Raw genomic sequence first — 16,606 nt, forward strand, 5'->3', positions numbered from 1 at the left:
GACATGGCCCCTCGAGACTCCGCCCTTCGCACCTTCCTCTGGACCTGGGGAGCGCCCCTCGCCGTGGCGTTGCCGCTCCTCGTCGCGCCGCTCGTGCTCTCCGACTTCCGGCTGAACCTGCTCGGCAAGTTCCTCACGTTCGCCATCGTCGCCCTCGGCCTCGACCTCATCTGGGGCTACGGCGGGATGCTGAGCCTCGGACAGGGGCTCTTCTTCGGCCTGGGCGGCTACGCGATGGCGATGTACCTGAAGCTGGAGACGTCGGGCTCGCGCCTCCCCGACTTCATGAGCTGGAGCGGCCTCGAGGCGCTCCCGCTGTTCTGGGAGCCGTTCCGCTCGCCGGTCGTGGCCCTCTGCGCCGTGGTCCTCGCGCCGATGGCGATCGCGGCCGCGGTGGGCTACCTCGTCTTCCGGAGCCGCGTCCAGGGGGTGTATTTCTCGCTGATCACCCAGGGGCTCACGCTGATCGCGTCGATCCTCTTCGTCGGCCAGCAGGCGATCACGGGCGGCACGAACGGGATCACGAACCTGAAGACGATCTTCGGCTTCGCGCGGGGGGCCGCCTCGACGCAGACGGTGCTCTACTTCGTGACGCTCTTCTGCCTGGGGGCGCTGTATCTCCTGTGCCGGCGGCTCACCCAGTCGCGCTTCGGGCGCCTGCTCGTGGCGACGCGCGACGACGAGAACCGGGTGCGCTTCCTCGGCTACAACCCGGTCACGCTGAAGACGCTGGTGTTCGCGCTGTCGGCGGGCATGGCCGGCATCGCGGGCGCGCTCTTCGTCTGCCAGGTCGGCCTCATCTCGCCGTCCTCGATGGGCGTGATGCCGTCGGTCGAGATGGTGACCTGGGTGGCGGTCGGCGGGCGCGGCACGCTGATCGGCGCGGTGGTCGGGGCGATCCTGGTGAGCCTGGGCAAGAGCGCGCTGAGCGAGTCGTACCCCGAGGTGTGGCAGCTCGGCTTCGGCGCGCTCTTCGCCGCGTCGGTCATGCTGCTCCCGACGGGCATCGCCGGCTTCCTGCGCCGCCACGCGTCGCGGCTCGCGCGCCGCGACGCGGGCGGCGTGCCGGCGGGTACGCATGAGGCCGCCGTCGACGGGCCGGTAGGCGTCGGCGAGGTGGAGGCGCGCTCCGAGGCGCCCGCGACGTCCGGGCGCTGAGGGGGAGGAAGCGGACATGAGCGGAGATGAGCGCGAGAGCGAGCAGAGGAGCGATGGGATGAGCCGCGGCAACATCGTCGAGGTCCAGCAGGTGACGGTGAGCTTCGACGGCTTCAAGGTGCTGGACGGGCTCGACTTCTCCATCCAGCGCGGGGAGCTCAGGTTCCTCATCGGGCCGAACGGCGCCGGGAAGACGACGTTGCTCGACATCCTCACCGGGAAGACGAAGCCGTCGAGCGGGCGTGTGGTGTTCCACGGAGGTGGGGAGTCGGGGCGAGAGGCGGTCGAGGCGCACCGGCTTCCGGAGCACGCCCTGGTCCGGCTCGGGATCGGGCGGAAGTTCCAAACGCCGGCGGTGTTCGGCAGCCTCACAGTGCTCGAGAACCTCGAGGCGGCGATGGGCTTCCGGGAGAGCGCGCCGGGGCTCCTCCGCGGGCTGTCCGCGCAGCAGGAGAAGGAGATCGCCGAGGCGCTCGATCGGATCGGGCTCCGGCGGCGCGCCGACGTGCGGGCCGCGGTGCTCGCGCACGGGGAGCGGCAGTGGCTGGAGATCGGCATGCTGCTCGTGCAGCAGCCGAAGCTGCTGCTGCTCGACGAGCCGGTGGCGGGGATGACCCGCCGCGAGCGCGATCGCACCGGGGAGCTCGTCCAGGAGATCGCGAAGGAGCGGTCGGTGCTGGTCGTGGAGCACGACATGGAGTTCGTCCGGCGGTACGCGAGCACGGTGACGGTGCTGCACGCCGGCAGAAGGTTGTGCGAGGGGCCGGTGGAGGAGGTCCAGCGCGACGCGAAGGTGATCGAGGTCTACCTCGGTCGGGCGCACGACGCGGGGGGCGCGCGCGGCGGCGCTCGGGCCGCGGTCGCGGCGGAGGAGCGGTAGAGAGATGCTGGTGGTCGAGGATCTCGCGGTCTATTACGAGGAGAGCTGCATCCTGTCGCAGGTCAGCCTGGATGTCGCGCCCGGCCGGGTCTCGTGCCTCCTGGGGCGGAACGGGGTCGGCAAGACGACGCTGCTCAAGGCGATCATGGGCGTGCTCAAGCCGCGGCGCGGGAAGGTGGCGCTCGACGGGGCGGATCTCACCTCGAGGTCGCCGAGCGACAGGGCGCGCGCCGGCATCGGCTATGTGCCGCAGGGGCGCGGGATCTTCCCGTACCTGACGGTGCGAGAGAACCTGCTCATGGGCTTCGAGGCCAGGAGCGACGCCACGCCGAGCCCGGCGGCGCTCGAAGAGATGATGTCCATGTTCCCCATCCTCAAGAAGTTCGAGGCGCGGGCGGCGGGGACGCTGAGCGGCGGGCAGCAACAGCAGCTCTCGCTCGCGCGCGTGCTGCTGCGCAAGCCGAAGCTGCTCTTGCTCGATGAGCCGACGGAGGGGATCCAGCCGTCGATCATGCAGGAGATCGGGGAGGTGATCAAAGACCTCGGGAAGAAGGGCGACATGGCGATCCTGCTCGTGGAGCAGTTCCTGGATTTCGCGCTCTCGACGGCGAGCGAGTACTTCATCATGGATAATGGGGGGATCGTGCGGCGGGGGAGCGTGGCGGAGTTCAGCGACGAGATCGCGAGGGAGTTTCTGGCGGTGTGAGGGGCGCGCAGGCGCGGTTCGGGACCGCTCCTCGGTCCTGCGGCGCAGCCGCTCGCTGAGCCAGGCGCGGGCGCGCGGCGGTGGACAGCGCCCGCGCGGCGGCTGTAGGAGTAACCATGCTCAGCAGGCGCGCGGGATGGGTATGGGCGGCGCCGGCCGTCCTGGCCAGCGGTTGTACGGCGCTCCTGGGGCTCGACAAGGACTATCACCCGCTCGACGGCGCGGGCGGCGACACCGGCTCGAGCGGCGGCGACGCCGGCTCCGGCGGCGACGGCGCGAGCTCGGGCCGCGGTGGCGCCGGTCATGGCGGCGGCGGTCCCGGAGAGTGCACCCCCGACGACGCGCGGTGCTCGGACAACCTGCTCGCGCGGTGCAACGACGACGGCCAGTGGGGCGCCCCGGAGCCGTGTCCCGCGGAGGCGCCCGTGTGCCGCGGGACGGCGTGCACGCCCCCCCCGAGCTGCGACGGTCTGCCATCGACGTGCGGCCCCGGCGCGACCGAGAGCTGCTGCGCGAGCGCGGTGGTGCCCGGGGGGACGTTCAACCGCGGCAACGATCCCGCGTCGTCGGCGACGGTGAGCGACCTCCGACTCGATCGCTTCGAGGTGACGGTGGGGAGGTTCCGGAAGTTCGTGGCGGCGTACCCCGGGAGCCAGCCCGCGGCCGAGGCGGGAGCGCACCCGGGCATCCCGGGGAGCGGATGGAACCCGGCCTGGAACGGCGAGCTGCCGGCAGACGCGGCGGCGCTGCGCGCCGCGGTGATGTGCAATCCGGACAACCCGGACATGCGGACGTGGACGGAGGAGGCAGGCGCCCAGGAGCACCTGCCGATGAACTGCGTGAGCTGGTACGTCGCCTTCGCGTTCTGCGCGTGGGACGGGGGCCGCCTCCCGACCGAGGCCGAGTGGAACTACGCTGCGGCCGGAGGGAGCGAGCAGCGGCAGTATCCGTGGTCGAATCCACCGGAGTCGACGACCATCGACGCCAGCTACGCGTCCTACGATTGCAGGGAGAGCGCGGCGCCAGGCTGCACGTTCCAGAGCGACTTCAGCGACATCGTGCCCGTCGGATCCCGCTCGCCGAAGGGCGATGGGCGGTGGACGCAGGCGGATCTCGGCGGGAGCATGCGGGAGTGGATACTGGATGGATACGGGACGTATCCGGCGGAGTGCGTCGATTGCGCCAACCTGACGGACACCTCGAACCGGGTGGTCCGCGGCGGGAGCAGCTTCGGCGCGCCGAGCTACCTGCTGACGTCCGCGCGGGTCAGCGTCGCGCCGTCGGCCCCGTACTACAGCCTCGGCATGCGGTGCGCGAGGAGGCCGTAGGCGCCGCGCTCAGCTGAAGAAGTCGAACGCCGTCCCGGCGCCCCTCTCGCGCGCGGCGGCGTAGATGACGCGCGCGAGCGCCACGTCCTGGATCGCGAGGCCGGTCGAGTCGAACACCGTGATGGCCGCGTCGCCGCGCCCCACCAGCTTGCCCGCGACCACCTCGCCGAGCGTCCCCTGGATGTGCTCGCGGTGCATGGCGCCCTCGTGCAGCGGCACGTTGACCTCGCCGCTCTCGGTCGCCTGCGCCCAGTCGTCGATGATCACGCGCGCGTCGCGGAGGATCTCCGGATCGAGCTCCTGCTTGCCGGGCGCGTCGGCGCCCATCGCGTTGATGTGCGCCCCCGGGCGGACCCACGCGCGCCGCACGACCGGCGCGCGCGCGGGCGTGGACGTGCAGAGGATGTCGCAGCCGGAGGCCTCCTCCACCGAGACGGCGCGCCCGCCCGCCTCGGCCGCGAACCGCTCGCTCGCCTCGCGCGACGCGTCCGCGGTGAGCACCTCCAGACGATCGCCGTAGACGGCGCGGTGGGCGTCGAGCAGGAAGCGCGCCTGCACGCCGCAGCCGATGAAGCCGAGCGTCCTCGGGCTCTGCCGCGCGAGGTGCTTCGACGCGATCGCCGCGGCCGCGCCGGTCCGCACCGCCGTGAGGCGGGTCGCGTCCATCACGGCGAGGGGCGCCGCCGTGGCGGGATCGCTGAGGATGTAGAGCCCCATGACGGACGGCAGGCCGAAGCGCGCCGGGTTCTTCGGGTGCGAATTGACCCACTTCACCCCGGCCGCCCCTTCGGCGTAGGCCGGCATCGCACGGAGGTCGCCGTCGTGGGCGGGCAGCCCCAGGTACACCTTCGGCGGCATCGCGGCCTCGCCGCGGCCGTACGCCGCGAACGCCGCCTCCACGGCGGCGATCGCCGCGTCCATCGCGAGGAGGGAGACCACATCGGACTGGGAGAGGAGCAATGTTTTCTCGGGCTTCATCCGATGCGACCGTACGCGACGCCGAACGCGAACGCACGCGTTCCCACGTGCGGATCGGTGTGCGCGCATGCTCCGCGCGCCGCCTCGGTGGGCGCTCTTTTCGCGAAAGGGACGGCTGTCCCGCTCGGATCCGGCGGCCGAGAGCGGCAGTCACGCAGCGCCGGCGACATGAACCGGGGGGTTGGCAGGCCACGTCGTTGCGCTGAAGATGGCGTAGCTGCGCCGTGGGGTGGGGTGCACCCCGCGTCTCGATGATCTCTCTTGTGGTGGAGCGGGTGGATGAACGTACGACTCGTTGCAGGTCTCTTGGTGCTCGCGCTCTCGGCGAACGCCGGATGCGGTGATGATGGAGGCGAAGGAGGCAAGGGCGGAGCCGGCGGCGCTGGCGGCGCCGGCGTCACGGGCAGCGGCGCCGGCGCATCGGGCGCGACCAGCACGAGCAGCAGCGGCGGCGCCGAGCCCACCGGCACCGGCGGCGCCGGCGGCGCCGAGCCCACCGGCACCGGCGGCTCGGGCGGCGCCGAGCCCACCGGCACCGGCGGCACCGGCGGCACCGGCGGCGCCGAGCCCACCGGCACCGGCGGCGGTGGAGGGACGCCCGTCAACTACGGCGCGGCGTGCACCTACGACGCGGCGTGCGACGGAGAGTACTGCATCAGGGAGACCGACTGGGGCTGGCCGTCCGGTGCCTGTGCGGGCCTCTGCGATCCTATCGTGGGCGCCTGCGATGACGGCGGCGTCTGTGTCGATTTCGGCGATCTGGGCCTGTGCATCCGCCGCTGCACCACGACCGACGAGTGCCGCGACGGCTACACGTGCAGCGACATCGGCGGCGAGATCACGGCGTGCATCCCGGCGTGCACCGAGAACGCGCAGTGCGCGGAGCTCGGCCTGTGCGACAGGTTCGACGGTCTCTGCAAGCTCGGCGAGCTCGATTGCTCCGACGGCGAGGACGACGAGGGCGACGGCCAGGTCGACTGCGCGGACAGCGACTGCGCCGCGACCTGCCGTCCGCTCGTCGACGCAGCCTGCGCGGGCGCTGCGCCGGTGACGACGACGATCGAGGGCGACACGTCGAGCGGCACGCGCGTGATCCATGGCAGCTGCACCGGCGCCGGGCCGGAGAAGATCCACGTGTTCACGCCGCCCGCCGGCCAGTCGGGCACGCTCCTCGTCGTGCTCCAGTCGGAGAGCAACCACGGCCTTTATACCCGCACGGCATGCGCGGACGCGTCCACCGAGAGCGCGTGCGAGGATGAGCACGCCGCCTCGGGCGCCGAGCCCGACGAGGAGGAGCTCGAGGTCGTCGTGCACAAGGACCAGGCGGTGCCGATCGTCGTCGACGCCCGCACGCCCGCCGACGCGGGGCCATACACGCTGGATCTCGTGTTCTCGCCGGCCACCTGCGGCGATGGGATCGTCAGCAAGCCGGAGGAGTGCGACGACGGCAACACCGTCGCCGGCGACGGCTGCTCCGCCGCGTGCACCGTGGAGATCGACGACGTCTGCGCGGACGCGCCCGTGGCCGTCCTGGGCAGCAACGCGGGCGACACGACAGGCGGCACGGCGGTGTTCGAGGGCACCTGCACCGGCCGTGGTACGCCGGAGAGGCTCCACGCGTTCACGCCGCCGAGCGACGGCACGCTCAGGCTTGTGCTGTCCTCCGAGACCGACCAAGGCTTCTACGTGCGGATGGGCTGCTCGGGCCGCCAGCTCGCGTGCGTCGAGAGCGAGATCGCCGACAGGGACGAGAGGCGCTCGATCGACGTCGAGGGCGGCGTGCCCCTGATCATCTTCGTCGAGGCGTACCGCCTGACAGACGTGGGGCCCTACTCGCTCCGCCTCTCCTTCACCCCCTCTCCCTGAGCTCTGACGCCGCGCGGCGCGGCGTAGCGCTCGCCGGGCCGGGGGATGAGGTACGCTGCGCGCGTGCCTGTCACCCCTCCTTCAGCTCAGCCATGGCGCCGCGCGCGCCTGCTCGCCGCCGCGCTGCTCGCCGTGTGTGCCTGCCAGCCGGACGCCGCGCCGCCGGCCCACACCTCCCAGGACGCCTCGCTGCACCCCGGCGCCGCGACGCCGTCGTCTCACGTCGCCGCCCCAGCGCCGCGGCCCGCGCCAGCGGCCGCGGGCGACAGCGCCGCGCAGCCCGCGCTGAAGGCCGCGGGCGATCGCGCGCCGGGCGCGGCGCGCGCATCGTCGCTCGACGGCAGGTCCCCCGTGGAGCTCGCGCCGCCGCCGTTCGGCCAGGCGCTCGTCCGGCCCGCGCCGGCCGGAAGCTCCGCCGCCCCGCGCCTCGTGAAGATCGCCGAGCAGAAGAACAAGATCACGGACGAGGCGGCGTGGTTCACCGCGAACGGCCTGTCGCTGCCGACGCTGCAGGTGCCGAGCGCGGCCGCGGGCGAGGCGAGCGGCTCCCGCCCCCTCCCCGCCTTCGTCCCCGAGAGCTACCGCGATCAACCGCTCGTCAAGGCGATCGATCATGGCGACCACCTCGCCCTGTTCTACGGCCCGAGCTTCGCCGCGGAGCGCTTCGTCGCGATCCTCGACGCGGCGCACAGGGTCGTCGCCTTCTTCGATTTCGAGAGCTTCCTCACGCCGCCCGAGATCGCCCCCAACGAGGCCGAGTTCGTGCGGGGCCACGTCGGCTGGGCCGTGGTCAAGGACGGCGTGCTCTACGTCTCGTCGGGACACAGGACGTACGCGGCCTCCTCGAAGGGCAAGAACGCTTACCTGTCAGCCATCGATCTCGCCTCCGGGCAGCTCCTCTGGCAGAGCGCGCCGCTCGTCTGCAACGCGGAGAACTTCGTCCTGCGCGGAGATCATCTCCTCTGCGGTTACGGCTTCACGGCCGAGCCAGATTTCCTCTATGTCCTCGAGCGCGCCACCGGCAAGGTGGTCTCGAAGCTCTCGCTGAAGAGCGGGCCTTCGTTCCTCATCGAGAAGGACGGCAAGCTCTTCGTCCGCACCTACGACACGGATTACGTCTTCGAGATCCGCTGAGCGGCGCTTGGGACACGGCCGGCGCGCCCGCTGACGGCCGGCCCGATGCGCGGCCGCGCGAGCGGCGCGCTCGCTCCCCTGGTGCCGCCCAGCGCCGGGGCGACGCGCCGTGCGCACCTGCTCCCGATCGGCACGGCTGCGGCGCGGCGGGCGAACCACCGAGTCGCTCGGCGCGATCGAAGGCCCGCTGCGATGGTCAGCCCCCGCGCCCGGCGCGGTCGAGCTCGTTCGCCTCGCGCTACCTCGATTTCCCAGACCGGACGGGCGGGTGGCATTCCGAGGAGATGTGACGGAACGACGCGAGATGCCCCGCGTGTCGCAAACTGCCCCAGCGGAGGACGCTCCGTCGCTCCTCGCCACGCTCCCGGCGCCAGCCTGGAGATCCACGACGGACGCAAGAACCTGCGCCTGTCGCGCAGAGCTTGCGCCGCCCTGACCCGACCCGGCGCTGCTCGACCGCGGAGCTCGCCGCCCGCGGCTGCCGCACGCCGGAGCGACCGTGGCAGCGAACTTGCTACCTGCTCACTTCAGGCACACACGAGGTGTTCATGGTCGCGAAGAACAACCACTCGGAACCTGCGCCGCACCGGGCGACCGCGCAGATGCTCGCGAGGCCGGGACAGTACCTGGTGCCCACGTCAGACACCCCGCACATGTACTGGAATCGGCTGGTACGAATCAGCGATTCACATCGACTGCAGTGACGCGTCCCAGCGACGCAGGATGAAAGGAGCGAGCATGCAAGTGGAGCTCACCTTCCGACATATCGACAAAAGCCCCTCGCTCGAGGAGCTGATCCGGGAGCAAGCGAACAAGATCCAGCGGTTCAACGACCACATCAACAGCTGCGCCGTGGTCGTCGAGCGCGAGCACGCTAGCCAGGGCACGGGCGGCGAGTACCGCGTGCGCGTCGATCTCCACGTCGCCGGCAAACACGAGATCGTGAGCGAGGAGCGGGCCGCCAGGAATCTGCTGCCCACGGCGGTGCGCGACGTCTTCCAGCGCGCCGGCCGCCAGCTGAAGAAGCTCGCGAACGAGCAGCGGAGCGAGGTGAAGTCCCACCCGGCGCAAGACACGGCAGGCGTCATTACCAAGCTGTTCAACGACTACGGGTTCATCACGACGATCGATGGTCGGGAGATCTATTTTCACGAGCGAAGCATCGTGTCGGCGCCGTTCTCCGAGCTGAAGATCGGCATGGGCGTCGCCTACACGGAAGAGGACGGCGACGAGGGGCCCCAGGCGAGCACGGTGCGGATCGTGGACGCGCGCGGCGGCAACCGCGGTCGCGAGGAGATCCCTACGCTCAGCTAGCCCCGAGCGAAGAGGTCGCGGGGCTCGTGCGCGCGGCGCGCGAGCCCCGCGCTCGCTCGCTCCCCCCACCGAGCGGCTATATCGTCGTACCGCGCGGCAACGGCGGGAGAGGCGCCGGCGGCATCGAATCCAGCGGGGGCTCGGCCGGCGGCGTCGCGATCTCCTCCTTCTCTTCCTGTCCAGGGACCGCGTCCCCGTCCCGGGGCGGATCGGGCTGCGGCTGCCCCCTGGGCTGCCGCATGACGCACTCCTCGCGCTGCCGCTCGAGCGCGTCGATCCGCTCGGAGGCCTCGTCGAGCTTGCGCTCGAGCCAGCCCACGCGCGCGGACTCACGCCGCAGCTCCGAGAGCGCCGTCCTGAGATCGTGATCCCTCGAGCGGAGGGCGGCCCTCGCCCGCTCCCGCTCGCTCTCGGCCTGATCGAGCCGCGCCGCCAGGCGCTCGCGGTCGCTCTCGAGGCCGGCGATCTCGCGCTCCAGCGCGCTCTTCGACTGCTCGTAGCGCGCGTCGGCCTCGGCCTTCGCGGCGGCCGCGGCCTGGGCCGCGCGCCTCGCCCGGAGCTCGGCGTTCTCGGCCAGGCGCTTTGCCTCGGTCATCGACTCCTTGGCAGAGTTGGCGCTCTTCGCGTCGTCGCTCGCCTTCATCGCCAGGGCGAGCGCCTCCTCGGTCGCGCGCTGCGCCTCGCTCATCTTCGCGAGCGCCTCCTGCGCCGAGGCGTTCGCCGCCGCCTCGAGGCGGCTGTGCTCGCGCGCGGCGCGCTCGGCGGCCTCCGCCGTCTTGCGCGCTCGCGTCGCGTGCATCCAGAACACGGTGGTCGTCGCGACCATCCCCATCAGGACGACCACGCCGAGGGCGAGCAGCACCCGCGTGAGGCGCTCGCGGCGCGCCTCCGCGGCGACGGCCGCGTCGAGGAAGCTGCGCTCCAGGCCGGAGAGATCGTCGATGTCCCGGGCCCAGGCGGACAGCTCGTGCAGCGCCTTGCCGCGCGGCAAGAGCCCCGGCGCCCTGCCGCCGGCGATCCACGTCGAGAGCGCCTCGTCGAGCTCCTTCTTCGCCCGGCCGAGCCGGTGAAGCGCGCTCGCCACCTCCGCCATGCGCGGCCGCGCCTCGGGATCGAACGCCAGCACCCGGTGGACGAGGGCAACGAGATCGGGCGGCGCGGCGGCGCTCATCGGGGGCGGCCACGCCGCGCTCGGCGCGTCGGGCGTCCGGCCCTCGAGCAGCTCATAGAGGATGACGCCGAGGGAGTAGACATCCGCCTTGACGTCGACGCTCCCGGAGTGGCGCTCCTGCTCCGGCGCCATGTAGCTCCTCGTCCCGAGGCCCCACACGCCCTCTTGCGTGAACGGCATCGTGGGCTGTCCCGCGCCCTCGCTCTGCGGCGCGGGCGCGCCGGGCTCGATCGACGCGCGCGACCCGCGCGCCGACGCGGAGGAGAGCGCCTCGGCCGGGACGTCGACCGGCGCGGGGTTGATCGCGGGCCTGCCGATGCTCACGACGGGGAGGCTCCGGAGCGCGTCGTCCTCGTGGGCCTCGCCCTCCGGCGTGGCGCCCGCGCGGCCCAGGGCGCTCTCTGGCGTGGCGCTCGCGCCGCCCAGGGCGCTCGCTGGGCCGGCCGCGGCGCCCACCGTCAGCGCCGGCCGCGTCGAGAGCTCGGTGCGGATCATGGGCACGGACGCGGGCGCCAGGGAGCCTCTCCCCTCGAGCTCCAGCACCTCGGGGAGACCCCCCCAGAGGACCTTCGCGATACCGAAATCGAGGATCTTGACGCGGCTCCCCCCGGGCGCGAGCTCGTCGTCGACCACCATGATGTTCTCCGGCTTCAGATCGCGGTGGACGACCTTGGACGCGTGGGCCGCGGCCATGGCCGACGCGATCTGGTAGCCGAGCCGCACCACCTGCCGCGGCCGATCCGCGGGCGGCACGGCCTGTACCCAGTCGCGCAGCCCCCGGCCATCGAGGTACTCCATCACGATGTAGGGCGAGCCGTCGTCGAGCTCGCCGGAGTCGAAGACGCGGACGATTCCCGGGTGGTTGATGATGTTGACGGCGATCGCCTCCTGCCGGAAGCGGGCCACGACGTCCGGCCGTCGGGCATAGTCGCCGAGCAGCACCTTGATCGCCGCCCGCGCCCGCGTCTTCGGGTGCCGCGCCCGGAACACCCGCCCCATCCCGCCGCGGCCGAGCTCGCCCTCGATGAGCCAGCCGCGCAGGACCGCGGGGAACGGCGCGAGCTCGTCCTCGATGCGGTCGGACGTCGGACGCGTCACCATGGCCCGACCATCCTGCACCTGCCCGCCCGGCGGCGGAAGCCCCGACGCGCGCCGGCGCGCCCGACGACTCGCCCGTGAGGCGGCGTCATCGTCGCGCCGGCGCGCGGGGCGCGGGTCATCCCGCGCTCGCGCAGTAGCCTGCCCACAGCTCCGGGATACGCCGCTCGCTGAGACCCAGGACGGGCGCCGGGGGCAGCCACTTCGGCTTCACCGGGGCGCGGAGCAGCTTCATGCCGGCCTGCTCCGGCGTCCGGCCCCGCTTCATCGTGTTGCACGCGTAACACGAGGCCACGATGTTGTCCCAGACGGTCCTGCCGCCCTGCACGCGCGGGATGACGTGATCATAGTTGAGCTCGCGTGCCTCCTTCTTCACGCCGCAGTACTGGCAGCGGAAGCCGTCGCGCAGCAGGACGTTGATCCTCGAGAACTTCACGCCGCGCTTCATCCCCAGCGTCGGTCGCTTCAGCCGCACCACCGCGGGCGCCTTGATGGAAAGCGACGGCGACCGGATGACGTCGTCGTACTCCTCGATGACCTCCACCTTGCCCAGGAAGCTCATCGTGACAGCGGTCTGCCACGGGATGACCTTATGGGGCACCATCCATGGCGTCAAAAGCAGCGTCTGCGCGGTCATGGCCCACCTCGTTATCGTCTCTTTCTCTTCATGATGTCGCTCCAGGTCACGTGCGATCGGTGCCCGGGGAGGGAGTCGAACCCCCAGTAGGCTGGGTCTAAGCCAGCAGCGTTTGCCGTTTCGCCACCCGGGCAGGGTGTCACCGGTGGGACTCGAACCCACATACCCCGAAGGGCGCAGGATCTCAGCCTGCCACGTATGCCGTTCCGTCACGGTGACATCCGCGCGCCGCGGTCTGGGTGAGAGGATTCGAACCTCCAGCCCCCGGCTCCCCGAGCCGGTGCTCTACCAGGTTGAGCCACACCCAGGGATCTCCGTCGCGCGTCGCGGCGAGGCTTCGCCTCTCCGCGGTCTGGGTGGGGGGATTCGAACCCCCAGTCCCCGGCTCCCGAAGCCGGTGCTCTACCAGGTTGAGCCACACCCAGAGATCTGTCGTTGCGCTCAGGGATGGAGCGGTGGAGGAGAATCGAACTCCCGTCGCGAGCTTGGCACGCTCGCACTCTACCTTTGAGCTACCACCGCAGGTTACGACGAAAAAAAGGAGGCGGGCCGCCGGGCGCCGCGCGCGCCCGCACGAAGTGCGGCACGCCGGCCGGCGGCCCGCCTCGGCGACGAGACGAACGGACGGGCAAGGGACGCCGTGGGGGGCACACGTAACAGGTATGGTAACCCACGAGCTTCGGCCCGTCCGGTGGAGCGACGAGGGGTCGAACCTCGATCCCTGCCGTGCGAGGGCAGTGTTCTCCCGGTTGAACTATCACCCCGGACCAGCGATCATCGCGTCAGATCTTCATCGTCATCTCCTTGTGCATTGGACAGCGAGCAGTCGGTCTCGTTGGACCAAGCTCGCTCTTTTTGGAGAGAGCCGGATAATGAAGCAATCAAGCCGTTTCGCAGGAGCTCCGGAGAGCTCCCGAGGCGCCCCCGAGGAGGATCGAACTCCCCTCACCTGATCGACAATCAGGCTGCTTCACCAGATGCATACGAGGGCAAAGCGGCGCCGCCGGCGGGACTCGAACCCGCGACATCCTAGGTTACGGTAACCGTCCTCCTTCGGCCCGGGTCGGGCAAGCGGGCGGAGAACGGCATAGGTGCTCTACCAGGCTGAGCTACAGCGGCAAGGTCGGGATCCGAGAACCGTCGTCCTTCGGCCCGGGTCGGGCAATGATGCGGACGACGGAGGGCGGGATCCCGGCGCCCCCGGCGGGACTCGAACCCGCATCGACCGGCTTCGTAGGCCGGCCCCTATCCGATCGGGCTCGGGGGCAGCTCCTGGGAGCGGGACGCTGGAGTCGAACCACGAGAACTGTCCTTCGGCGGCCCGGGCGAGCCCGGGCAAAAGATGAAGAACAGGTGCCATCCATCATGGCGGCGTCCCGCAGGAGGGGCGCCCGCGCGGCGCCCCGGCGTCGGACGGACGGGCCGGCGGAGCCCGTCCGTCACGCTGTCTGTCACGAGACACCCCGGGTGAAATCCGCCATCACCTGGGGGGCCGCCCCGTCGAACCCCACGACATCGAGCATGCCGGGGTCCGTCGGGTCGGCGATCGAAAAGCCGGTCGACGTCAACCCGACGACGATCAGCTTCGCCGGTCGGCCCATCGCCTGCCGGTACTCCCTGAGCGCCTGAAACGGGTGAACGTCGCCCGCCCAGGTCTCGTTGTCCGTGTAGATGACGAACGAATCGACCTCCACCCGGTTCCGCTTCGCCCAGATCATCGGCAAAGCGCAGTCGGTGCCGCCGAAGGGGAGGCCCTCCACCGCGCGCAGCACGTCGTCGAGCCGCTGCTCCGGCGAGATCGAGAGCGGCAAGAGGCCGGAGACTCCCCCGCCCCACTTGCCGCCGTACCCGCCCGACGCCGCCGAGAAGCCGACCACGCTGTACTCGCGCTCGATCCGCGCCGTCGCCATGGCCATGGCCGCGCTCGCCACGCGCGGCGTCAGGCCGGGGACGCCAGCGATAGAGCCGCTGGTCATGGATCCGGAGATGTCGAGCGCCAGGAGGTGCTTCTTCCTGGTCGGCTCGGCCGACCGGAACGCGAGGTAGAACGCCTCGTTCAGCGCATCGACGAGCTCGCGGACCGGGGTCCACGAGAGCGCGTTTTCGCGCCGGCGAGCGCGCTCGCCGTGGCCCTGCTCATAGACCTTGAGGGCCGAGAGCACGGCGACGGGGTGGACCCGCGCCGCCTTCAGGCGGCCGGCGTCGGTGAGCTGTTGCGCCACCCTGCGGGACGCGTCGCTCATGGGCGCGAGCAGGCCGATCGCGGTCATCTTCCCCAGGTTCCGGATGAGCGCCGTCTGGGGCATGTGCTCGAGCAGCGCCTCCCACACCGCGGGGTCGTTCTTCCACTCGGTCTGGAGCATCTCGTGCGTGAAGCGATGCTGTCGGATCAGCGCCGTGACCTGCTTCCGGTTCGTCGCCGCGCGGAGCGACTCGAACGCGCGCACCGCGTCCGGCAGCTCCCCGAGGGGCAGCGCCTTGCCGCGCGCCGACTCCTTGCCGAGCGCCTCGGTGCCGCCAACGATCCAGCGGTAAAGGGCGTCGTGCTGCGGGGTCGGCGCGACAGGATGCGCGAGCCGCAGGAGATCGCGCTGGCTGAAGCCGTCGCGCTGCTGGTACTTGATCGCCTGATACGCGACCTTGTCGGCGGGCTTGCCGTTGTACCACGCAGCGACGGCGGACCGGAGCCCGCGGCCCCACTTGCGGAACCCCTGCACGTCGCGCGCGAAGTGGAAGAGGTCCGTCCCCGTGCGGCACACCTCGGGCAAGGCCGCGAGGGCGGCCTTCCGGGTCTCGAGCTTCGGGTCGGCGGAGGCCATGGCGAGCGCGAAGATCGCAGGCGCGTTCTTCGGCGCTCGCCCCGAGCCGCTGACATCGACGACGCGCCGCACGGCGCGGGGCCCATCCGCGGCGAGGCAGGCCTCGACGGCGCGGGCGTTCTCCACGGTGAGCTTCCGCTCGGTCGCGTAGTAGGTCCCCCCCTCCGCGCCGAGGATCAGCCAGCGGTCGAGCCTCGCCCACTCGTCCAGGGCGAAGGCGAAGCCACCGGCGCTGTTCTGCACCTGATCGGCGCGGGCCTTCCGCCGCTGCGGGGTGACCAGCGCGGCGAAGTGCTTCAGATAATTGGCCATGTCACCACCTCCGGCCCGAGAGCCCGGGCAAAAGAGGACGGATAAGCGGCGCGCTCGGAGGATCTACCAAAGATAACCGAGCGCATCGACCCGTCCTGGGTGGGCGTACGGGGATCGAACCCGTCTCCGCAGGGTCACAACCTGCCCTCTTCACCAGAAGAGCAACACCCACGCAAGCTATCGTCGGGATGGCCGGATTCGAACCGGCGGTTTTCCTCACCCCAAATGAGGCGCCTCTCCACTGGGCTACATCCCGGAGCGCCTGCTCGCGGCAGGCGCCGATGCGCCCCCGGCCGGAGGCGAGCCCGGGCCTCGCGTGAGCGAGGCGGGCCCTGCCTCCGAGCGCCGGGGGCGCGGCTCCGGCGGGAGGGATCGAACCTCCAACCCACCGCTTAACAAGCGGGCGCTCTACCATTGAGCTACACCGGAACATGGAGGCGCAGCGCGCCTCCATCTACATTGCACATCCTGGTTGTCACAGAACGAGCGACCCCTCCACAGAGGGATCCATCAGAGCGCTTCGACGATCTCAGCGCTCTCACGGCGCGCGCGCCGGCATGGAATGCCGAGCGCGCGCCGGGTGGATCCGGGAGGAATCGAACCTCCAGCCGTCCGCTTAAGAAGCGGCTGCTCTATCCAGTTGAGCTACGGGTCCGCGCGGAGGGCGCACCTCCGCATCGCCTGCCGCGCCGGCAAGCCGTCATAATCTGAAGAACTCGAGCCTCCGGGCCGGAAGAGACGGCGACCTATGGCCGCGCGGGCGGTGCCGCGCCCACAGCCGACGCACACGAATCCCTATCGCGCCCTCGCGAGCGCGCATCATGCCCCCCGAACGTCATTCGTTATCGAATCGAATGCCTCCAGCGCATTCTCTACCGCGCCTCCTTTCCATGGGCGCAATCCCCCCGCCGCGGCGCGCGGCGACCCCGCACGCGCGCTGCAAGCAAGACAATCTCTCTCCTCGACGAGCCTATCGCCCGCGCCCCACAGCAGGCCTGAGGCCCACGAGGCGGCTATGGCCCACGACAGGCCTGCAGCCAACATCGGACCTACAGCTCACGAGCCCCAAAACGCCGAAGGCCGCCTGGGTCTCCCGAGGCGGCCTTCGCGAACGTCGTCGATCGACGCGTGCTTAGCTGCCTCTAGGCGCTATTCTCCGGGTTACCGAGCTTCCGCGACGGGCGGAGGCCGCAGGAGTATCCGGG

The 16,606-nt window shown here is 71.3% G+C and carries 11 protein-coding genes and 13 tRNA genes; 7 read left to right on the forward strand and 17 right to left on the reverse strand.

Annotated elements, in window-relative coordinates:
* The first annotated feature begins 3 nt into the window (after positions 1-3).
* The 4 genes from urtC (at position 4) to WME98_RS05265 (ending at position 4,072) form a co-directional block, all read left to right on the forward strand.
* Positions 4-1,158, forward strand: coding sequence for an urea ABC transporter permease subunit UrtC (urtC, locus tag WME98_RS05250; RefSeq protein ID WP_437950277.1), 1,155 nt, complete (start codon positions 4-6; stop codon positions 1,156-1,158).
* Between the two features lie 16 nt (positions 1,159-1,174).
* Positions 1,175-2,038, forward strand: coding sequence for an urea ABC transporter ATP-binding protein UrtD (urtD, locus tag WME98_RS05255; RefSeq protein ID WP_437950278.1), 864 nt, complete (start codon positions 1,175-1,177; stop codon positions 2,036-2,038).
* 4 nt (positions 2,039-2,042) lie between these two features.
* A complete protein-coding gene (urtE, locus tag WME98_RS05260; protein WP_437950279.1) occupies positions 2,043-2,744 on the forward strand; it encodes an urea ABC transporter ATP-binding subunit UrtE in 702 nt (233 codons plus the stop codon).
* 116 nt (positions 2,745-2,860) lie between these two features.
* On the forward strand, positions 2,861-4,072 hold the full coding sequence (locus WME98_RS05265) for a formylglycine-generating enzyme family protein (protein WP_437950280.1): 1,212 nt from the start codon (positions 2,861-2,863) through the stop codon (positions 4,070-4,072).
* 9 nt (positions 4,073-4,081) lie between these two features.
* On the opposite strand, the gene WME98_RS05270 is transcribed toward WME98_RS05265, so the two are convergent.
* On the reverse strand, positions 4,082-5,050 hold the full coding sequence (locus WME98_RS05270) for an ornithine cyclodeaminase family protein (protein WP_437950281.1): 969 nt from the start codon (positions 5,048-5,050) through the stop codon (positions 4,082-4,084).
* 279 nt (positions 5,051-5,329) lie between these two features.
* On the opposite strand from WME98_RS05270, the gene WME98_RS05275 reads away from it, so the two are divergent.
* The 3 genes from WME98_RS05275 (at position 5,330) to WME98_RS05285 (ending at position 9,364) form a co-directional block, all read left to right on the forward strand.
* Entirely contained in the window at positions 5,330-6,916 is a 1,587-nt protein-coding gene (locus WME98_RS05275; protein WP_437950282.1) for a DUF4215 domain-containing protein, read from the forward strand.
* Between the two features lie 63 nt (positions 6,917-6,979).
* The gene (locus WME98_RS05280) at positions 6,980-8,050 is read left to right on the forward strand and encodes a hypothetical protein (RefSeq protein WP_437950284.1); all 1,071 of its coding nucleotides are present in this window, start codon (positions 6,980-6,982) and stop codon (positions 8,048-8,050) included.
* A gap of 738 nt (positions 8,051-8,788) precedes the next feature.
* The gene (locus WME98_RS05285; protein ID WP_437950285.1) at positions 8,789-9,364 is read left to right on the forward strand and encodes an HPF/RaiA family ribosome-associated protein; all 576 of its coding nucleotides are present in this window, start codon (positions 8,789-8,791) and stop codon (positions 9,362-9,364) included.
* Between the two features lie 76 nt (positions 9,365-9,440).
* On the opposite strand, the gene WME98_RS05290 is transcribed toward WME98_RS05285, so the two are convergent.
* From WME98_RS05290 to WME98_RS05365, 16 genes are all read right to left on the reverse strand, one after another.
* Positions 9,441-11,636, reverse strand: coding sequence for a protein kinase domain-containing protein (locus WME98_RS05290; RefSeq protein ID WP_437950286.1), 2,196 nt, complete (start codon positions 11,634-11,636; stop codon positions 9,441-9,443).
* A 115-nt stretch (positions 11,637-11,751) separates the two neighbouring features.
* A complete protein-coding gene (locus tag WME98_RS05295) occupies positions 11,752-12,270 on the reverse strand; it encodes an HNH endonuclease (protein ID WP_437332444.1) in 519 nt (172 codons plus the stop codon).
* A gap of 60 nt (positions 12,271-12,330) precedes the next feature.
* Positions 12,331-12,403, reverse strand: a tRNA-Leu gene (locus WME98_RS05300).
* Positions 12,404-12,407: 4 nt separating this feature from the next.
* A tRNA-Leu gene (locus WME98_RS05305) sits at positions 12,408-12,489 on the reverse strand.
* A gap of 15 nt (positions 12,490-12,504) precedes the next feature.
* Positions 12,505-12,578: transfer RNA gene (locus tag WME98_RS05310), tRNA-Pro, on the reverse strand.
* Between the two features lie 43 nt (positions 12,579-12,621).
* A tRNA-Pro gene (locus WME98_RS05315) sits at positions 12,622-12,695 on the reverse strand.
* A gap of 23 nt (positions 12,696-12,718) precedes the next feature.
* A tRNA-Gly gene (locus WME98_RS05320) sits at positions 12,719-12,792 on the reverse strand.
* A gap of 170 nt (positions 12,793-12,962) precedes the next feature.
* A tRNA-Ala gene (locus WME98_RS05325) sits at positions 12,963-13,034 on the reverse strand.
* Positions 13,035-13,189: 155 nt separating this feature from the next.
* A tRNA-Asp gene (locus WME98_RS05330) sits at positions 13,190-13,261 on the reverse strand.
* A gap of 7 nt (positions 13,262-13,268) precedes the next feature.
* Positions 13,269-13,389 (reverse strand) — tRNA-OTHER (locus WME98_RS05335).
* A gap of 76 nt (positions 13,390-13,465) precedes the next feature.
* Positions 13,466-13,537 (reverse strand) — tRNA-Arg (locus tag WME98_RS05340).
* A gap of 184 nt (positions 13,538-13,721) precedes the next feature.
* On the reverse strand, positions 13,722-15,401 hold the full coding sequence (locus WME98_RS05345; protein WP_437950287.1) for a TROVE domain-containing protein: 1,680 nt from the start codon (positions 15,399-15,401) through the stop codon (positions 13,722-13,724).
* 96 nt (positions 15,402-15,497) lie between these two features.
* Positions 15,498-15,572, reverse strand: a tRNA-His gene (locus tag WME98_RS05350).
* 12 nt (positions 15,573-15,584) lie between these two features.
* Positions 15,585-15,657: transfer RNA gene (locus WME98_RS05355), tRNA-Pro, on the reverse strand.
* 101 nt (positions 15,658-15,758) lie between these two features.
* A tRNA-Asn gene (locus tag WME98_RS05360) sits at positions 15,759-15,830 on the reverse strand.
* Positions 15,831-15,982: 152 nt separating this feature from the next.
* Positions 15,983-16,056 (reverse strand) — tRNA-Lys (locus WME98_RS05365).
* Positions 16,057-16,606 lie beyond the last annotated feature (550 nt).

Source organism: Sorangium sp. So ce296, assembly GCF_051529605.1.
Taxonomy (GTDB): domain Bacteria; phylum Myxococcota_A; class Polyangia; order Polyangiales; family Polyangiaceae; genus Sorangium; species Sorangium cellulosum_D.